This window comes from Mesorhizobium sp. WSM4850 (assembly GCF_055811735.1).
In genome coordinates, this window is the sequence record NZ_JBVVPV010000101.1 from 1 (window position 1) to 5975 (window position 5975).

Here is a 5975-nt window from a genome sequence, read left to right on the forward strand (position 1 = left end):
CAAGCACCCGGTCGAGCACCAACAGCAATATGAGTGTTAGCCCTATTAGGGCGACGGCTACCGCAGCTATTGTGAGATCGAAACTCGCTCTCATCAGACTGATGAGCGCGACAGGCAACGTAAACGTTTTGAAATCACTGAGGAAGAGGCTGATTGTCAAATCGTCCATAGAGAACGCGAAGGCAAAGATCGCGCCGGCGGCGATGCTGTTCCTGGCAAGCGGCAGAGTAATCGTGAAAAATGCCTGGCGCACATTGGCGCCGAGACTCAACGCGGCCTCTACCAGCGTCGGGCTTATACCGGTTAGCCCGATCAACGTCATTCTAATCGTGTAGGGGATCGTAATGATCAGGTGCCCAGCGAGCAATCTGGCAAAGACAGGCAGCCCATTCAATACCGAAAAGAACATGAGCAATCCAAAACCCATGACGACGCCTGGCAATACGAGAGGCGACAGGAAAGCCGTCGTGACAAGGTCACGCCACTGGGGCGACATCCGGCAGATTGCCAGCGCGGCCAATGCTCCAATCGCCGTCGCAAGGGCTGCCGTCGCGATGGCCAGCAGCAGGCTGGTATTGAACCCGGACCACAAATAGGAATTATGCAAGAACCGGTCGAACCATTGCATCGATAGACTAGGCGGGGGGAATGGACCGAGGTAGTCCCGCGAGTCAAACGACATGAGCACAGTTGTGATCACCGGGATCAGCAAGAACGCTGCTGTCACGACAATGGTTGCCTTTCCGCAGAACGCGAGAATGGCATCGGCATTTCGCCTGCGGATTAGTCCTTTTCTCTTACTGAGCACGTCTCACGTCCTGTCGAGTAGCGTGGTCACTCTAGACAAAATGAAAATCAGGAGCATCGAGAGAAATATCATGACGATCGAAATCGCTGCCCCGCTCGGATAATTTCCAATCTCGCTAAAGCGGCTATAGATAAGGTTCGAAATGAATAGAACCCGCCCTCGCCCCAGGATCCACGGTATAGCGAAGGCGCTCACACCGAGTGTCATTGAAACCAGGAATGCAGAGACTAATGCTTTAATGCACAACGGCGTTGTTACGGTGAGATGGGCCTCAAATGTCGAGGCACCAAGTGACTGAGCCGCTTCGATCAAGTACGGGTTGAGGTTCTGAATCGCTCCCATCAGGATCAGGATAGACAAGGGTATCTCATAGTGGAGCAATCCGGCGATGATAGCGACGTTAATGGACGAAGCGCCATTCATGTTGACACCGAGGAACGACATGATCGGCGCGAGTATCCCGACAGAGCCGAAGGTAAGCTGGATCGCGTATATCCGGACCAAGGAACTAAGGAACATCAGTCCGATCAAAGCAAAAATCCAAAGCTTTCGCGCCCTTGGGGACGCATTCTTCGCAATATAATACGCAACTGGAAAGGAGAAGACGACGGCTATGGCAGCAGCCCCAAAAGAGAGCAAATAGGTCTGCAGAAAGTACCGAAGATAGGCCGAGCTGAAGAGCTCGGTATAATTCTCGCTGATAAGAGGCGCTCCGACCACGGATCCGATTCGACCGGGCTCGTATGCGCGAAAGCTCTCCCCGACGACTATCAACAGCGGAAGTGCTAGGAGGAAGGTAAATACTGCCACCGCCGGTAGCATCAGCAGCATTTGGGATCTCATAGATCTCATTTAATCTCTCCGGCCAAGATGCTCGGCCCCTTTGTCTTGGAGTTTTAACATTCTCCAGCTAGAGCAGAGGCAGAATTTCCTGTTCCCAGCGCTTCATCCAGACATCGGTCTGTTTCGAGAGATAAGACCAGTCCGGTATGTAAGCGTACCGCTCCAATTCTTCGTTGTTGAATACAAAGGGCTTGACTTTGTCGGACACCTTCGCCTTGGCATTGGCGGGCACACCCGCCCCAGAGATGCTATTGAACTCCGCGTTGTTCTCCGGATCGATTGCGAAGTTTGCGAATTTGAATGCTGCATCGGTGTGCCCGCCTTTCAAAACGCACCATCCTTCTTCGTAAACAAACGTCCGGAATCCTGTCTCCTTGTCCATTTTGTTGAGATACTGGAGGTCGAAGTTACGCGCAATTTCAGTCGCGACGAAAGCTGCGGGCATGGTTACAGAGGTTTCTCCAGAACTTATGGACGTCGTCATATCCTGATCCGCATTCGCAACGCGCCCGATATTGCCGCTACGTGCGAGCTCCTTCACAAATTCCCACGCCGGCTCTAGGTTTCTTTCGTCGCCGCCTTTGTGCAACGCTAGCATCACCATCTGCAGGTTAGAACCTAGAGAGGGCGCCGCAAAACAAATCTTTCCCTTGAGTCGCGGATCTAAAAGATCTTCGACTTTGGTTATCTGGAATGGTGTCGTATCCTTCCGATACGCCCAGAAAGTGGAGGCCGTTGTACGTGGGATGTTTATGATGTTCCCAGCGCTGTCTTTGACCAGCAATTTTTGTGGAATGTCAGCGAGGTTCGGCACCTTTTCCAACGTTACCGGTTCTGCCCAGCCCTCCGTCGCGATTGCTTGCCAAGACGGGTCCCAGCCCGAAAGAAGATCTATGCCCGTATTTGGCCATGCAGCCTTGATCTTTGATAGAATGTCCATGGCACCGCCGGCGTGCATCTGCCAGTTAATGTTGACATCTGACTGCTTAGCCGCAACCTCCTTCATTCCATCTAGATATTTTCCGCCCCATTCGACAGCAGTGATCGCATCAGCGGCAAGAGCCTTTTCAGCTGCGAACGAGCCGACGGTTGAGAGTGCCGCAGCCGAAGCTGCAGATTTCACGAATTGACGGCGTGACATCTTGAACATGGTAATTCCCCTTTTTTTTCAGCGCTAATACTTCGGTTGATGTTCAATAAACCGCAGATCTGGAGATGATTTCCATGCTGCACTAAAGTTCCGTCAGGCGATCGATGAGATCATCATCCGGCAGATAAGTGTGATGTCGTAGACGGGCAGGCTCGTAAGTCGGCGGATCGCCGGTGCGACCACTGGGAACCCCGCACATTCGAAAAGAATGGCTGCGATCTCCGGATGGGAAGCTCTCAGTCGGGTGATGCAAGCGCCGACATCGCGCTCCAGCGCAGCTACATCCGTCGGTGGCGCGGGATATTTCGCCTCATCATACCAGTATTGGCTGCCTTCAAGTCCACCAACCACAACTCTCGCCCGCTCTGCCGGGTCGCTAAGCCCAAGCAAATCGTCGCCGAAATAGTTAGAGTCGTAGGTGAGAACCGCAATTTTGGCGAATGGTGGCAGCTGTCGGATCAGCGTCGGCAGCAGAAGCAAGCTCGACATTGCCACGGGGACATCTACTGACGCGGCTACAGCCGCCTGAAGCCGAATCGTAAAGCCACAGTTCGAACTAATTGCGACGGCTCCTCGCTGGACCAACCGCTGCGCCGCTGCAACGTAGGCGGGCTCAAGAGCCGGCTCGCCCCGGACAACTCTATCGCCTCGTGCTCCCTCGGGAACTTCCGTTATGATGGGAAAGCCGACGGACGCAGGGTGCTGGATCGAGCCCTGCTCGTTACCTCTGGCAGGGTTGGATTGCTGCCCATGGTCGAGCATTAGGATTCCGAGATAACGTGAGGGCTGCGATGTCATGGATGAAGATCCTCAACATTCCGTCGAGCGGCTAACCACTTTAGCGGGACACAAGCGCTCGATCCCAACGTCCGCCCAAGTGCCGTTTCGCCTCTTCATTGCGAAGTCATTTTTCCGCATTACAGTTCCCACCTCTATGAATATCCCAACGAATCTAGCAGCGCAAAATGGACGATTGGCGCCGATTATCCCCGATCGTCGCAGAAAATATGCGTTCTTGCGCCAACTCCGCAAGAAACGCGCCGATCACGAAGCCGCATTTAAAGCGGCTTGTTTAGTGACCGATAATGCGACCTTGAAGTGGACTTGCCAAGGGACCGTCTAGAAGTGCGAACCGTCCCGACCGGCCCCCAGGGGAATCGCTTATGGATTTTTCTGTTGCGTTGAGTGGATTGCCGACAATGCGTCGCATTGGCGACATCCAAGGTGAGCTGGTGGCTGCGAGCCTAATATGGGGATCGACGGCGACAGAGTTCGCCTTATTGCCGAGACACCCGCAAAGCGGCGCTTTCGAGCCTGATTGACTACGAATCGTCACCGCCGATGACCTCCACTGCCACCAGCGCATGGGCAAGGCCATCATCGATTACGTCCTGGCCGTGAAGGGCAACCCCCGTGGTGACATAAGGCCGAAGAGCAGTTCGCCCGTTCCTCCGTATAAAGGGCGCAAACGGCCGTGGTCAGCCACGGCCGTGAGGAGTGGCGTCAGGCCGAAGTCATTCCTGCCGACCAACCTCTCACGCCGGACATGCGCCTTTGTTCGCCTCACCTCGCGTCGCGGCCAAGACAAGCCAGTGACCCGCCTGTTCATGGCCGCCAGTCCCCCAAGCAGGCGATCGAGGCCACAAGGTCCCACTGGCAGATCGAAAACGGCCCTCACTGGATGCTCGATTCACCTGGACGAAGATCTAAGCCGCGCCCGAAAGGACAATGCTCCCGCCAACATTGCTATCCTCAACCCGATCGCAAGAAACATCCTCCAGAGCGCCGATCTACCGAGGTTCCGTCAGTCATCGCTCCAAGAAATGCGCCTGGAACGATGATTACCTCATCAGGGCCTTGAGCCATATGCGATAACCCTACCGCCCCCGCGGATGACTACACAACCCCCGCCTACGCGAAGGGCGCAGAGAGCCTTGATCGTCAAACTGCAGGCCGCGGAGATGGGGGGTTAATTCAGCAGAGCGGCCCAAGCGGGTAGCCATGGATGGAGGGAACATTTATCTCCTTCCCGACAAGTCGGCTCCGCCCGAGCAAGCTGCGCGAAATTTGGGCTATCGTACCAGAGCAACGCTGTCCAATGGGGGCGCCGTTTGGGCAGCGGGAACCAGGGGGCCCACTGAGGCGATACCCACGTTTATCCAGAATGCAGACGGCCACTCCAAGTAAGTTAATCAATACAAACATTGCGCTTTGCAGTAATTCTGAGTCGGCGGCGTACCATTTTCCTACTCCTCGATTGGTATAGCTAGCGATACCTTGGTCCGGTTCATTACTACCATTGTACTGAATGCTTTAATGTCAGGATTTTCGTAAAAGAAGCGGCGAGTAAATGCCTCATAATCCACCATGTCACGCACGGAGAGAATGAGAACGAAATCTGCTTCGCCAGTCACATAATATGCGCTCATGATCTCAGGCGTGCGCCGGATCGCTTGCTTGAACCGATCAATGATATCTGAGCGATCACGCTCGAGGCTGATAGACACCAGCATCATCATGGGTCGACCGACGGCTTCTGGCGAGACTACGGCGACATCAGCCTCAATAACACCGGCATCGCGCAGTCGCTTTAATCGCCGCTGACAAGCGGTAGCCGATAGGCCACCAAGATCTCCCAGTTCTTCTGTCGTCAGGCGATTGTTGCGTTGCACCGCGATGAGAATCTTCCGGTCAATTCGATCCAATTCCATTGATGATCTCTGCAAAATTGCCACCTTGGCGCAGGAAACCTGCGCCCCTGGCGCTGTATTAGCCTGATCTCGGCGACAATGAAAGCATAAAATGAGTGTATAAGCCAACGTGTCGAGTAAAGCTCGCAGTTCGTGAATTTCGCCCCTCCCCGAGAACACTGCCGGTGCAACGCTCACCCAGGCACTACAATTGCCCGTAGCGACGGACGATGTTGGAAACCAGCCCATTCAAGTTGGGCGGAGATCATTGAGCACTCTTCCGCGACGTACTCGAACCCTAGCGACCGGTATTAAATGATATCTGGTCTCCTTTGGACATCCGCCGCGCGTAACGCAACCCTCAAGTTGTCCGGGCGGTCGTCGTAATTTTTTATCGTCAGCTTAGTCTAGAGGCACGTCCTGTGATCGATGAATCGATTGTGATGTGACGGCTGCGTTTTGTGCTGATTCAACATCCCCCTCG

The 5975-nt window shown here is 54.4% G+C and carries 6 protein-coding genes; 1 reads left to right on the forward strand and 5 read right to left on the reverse strand.

What is annotated here, in order from left to right; genetic code table 11:
* From AC0L2Z_RS34720 to AC0L2Z_RS34735, 4 genes are all read right to left on the reverse strand, one after another.
* On the reverse strand, positions 1–808 hold an 808-nt coding region (locus AC0L2Z_RS34720; protein WP_473630553.1), incomplete at its 3' end, for an ABC transporter permease.
* Positions 809–811: 3 nt separating this feature from the next.
* Positions 812–1639: an ABC transporter permease gene (locus AC0L2Z_RS34725; RefSeq protein WP_473630554.1), complete on the reverse strand. Its 828-nt coding sequence runs from the start codon at positions 1637–1639 to the stop codon at positions 812–814.
* Positions 1640–1718: 79 nt separating this feature from the next.
* Positions 1719–2801, reverse strand: a complete 1083-nt coding sequence (locus AC0L2Z_RS34730; RefSeq protein ID WP_473630555.1) for an ABC transporter substrate-binding protein — start codon at positions 2799–2801, stop codon at positions 1719–1721.
* A 93-nt stretch (positions 2802–2894) separates the two neighbouring features.
* Positions 2895–3290, reverse strand: coding sequence for an aspartate/glutamate racemase family protein (locus AC0L2Z_RS34735; protein WP_473630558.1), 396 nt, complete (start codon positions 3288–3290; stop codon positions 2895–2897).
* Positions 3291–3597: 307 nt separating this feature from the next.
* On the opposite strand from AC0L2Z_RS34735, the gene AC0L2Z_RS34740 reads away from it, so the two are divergent.
* The gene (locus tag AC0L2Z_RS34740; protein WP_473630556.1) at positions 3598–3924 is read left to right on the forward strand and encodes a hypothetical protein; all 327 of its coding nucleotides are present in this window, start codon (positions 3598–3600) and stop codon (positions 3922–3924) included.
* A gap of 1123 nt (positions 3925–5047) precedes the next feature.
* Here the strand turns inward: AC0L2Z_RS34740 and AC0L2Z_RS34745 are convergent.
* Positions 5048–5512, reverse strand: a complete 465-nt coding sequence (locus AC0L2Z_RS34745) for an Lrp/AsnC family transcriptional regulator (RefSeq protein WP_473630557.1) — start codon at positions 5510–5512, stop codon at positions 5048–5050.
* Between the last annotated feature and the right edge of the window lie 463 nt (positions 5513–5975).

Coding starts and splice junctions, on each gene's coding strand:
- AC0L2Z_RS34725 (WP_473630554.1), bottom strand. CDS start 1,639: ATGCTGCTGATGCTACCGGCGGTGGCAGTATTTACCTTCCTCCTAGCA.
- AC0L2Z_RS34730 (WP_473630555.1), bottom strand. CDS start 2,801: ATGTTCAAGATGTCACGCCGTCAATTCGTGAAATCTGCAGCTTCGGCT.
- AC0L2Z_RS34735 (WP_473630558.1), bottom strand. CDS start 3,290: ATGTCGAGCTTGCTTCTGCTGCCGACGCTGATCCGACAGCTGCCACCA.
- AC0L2Z_RS34740 (WP_473630556.1), top strand. CDS start 3,598: ATGGATGAAGATCCTCAACATTCCGTCGAGCGGCTAACCACTTTAGCG.
- AC0L2Z_RS34745 (WP_473630557.1), bottom strand. CDS start 5,512: ATGGAATTGGATCGAATTGACCGGAAGATTCTCATCGCGGTGCAACGC.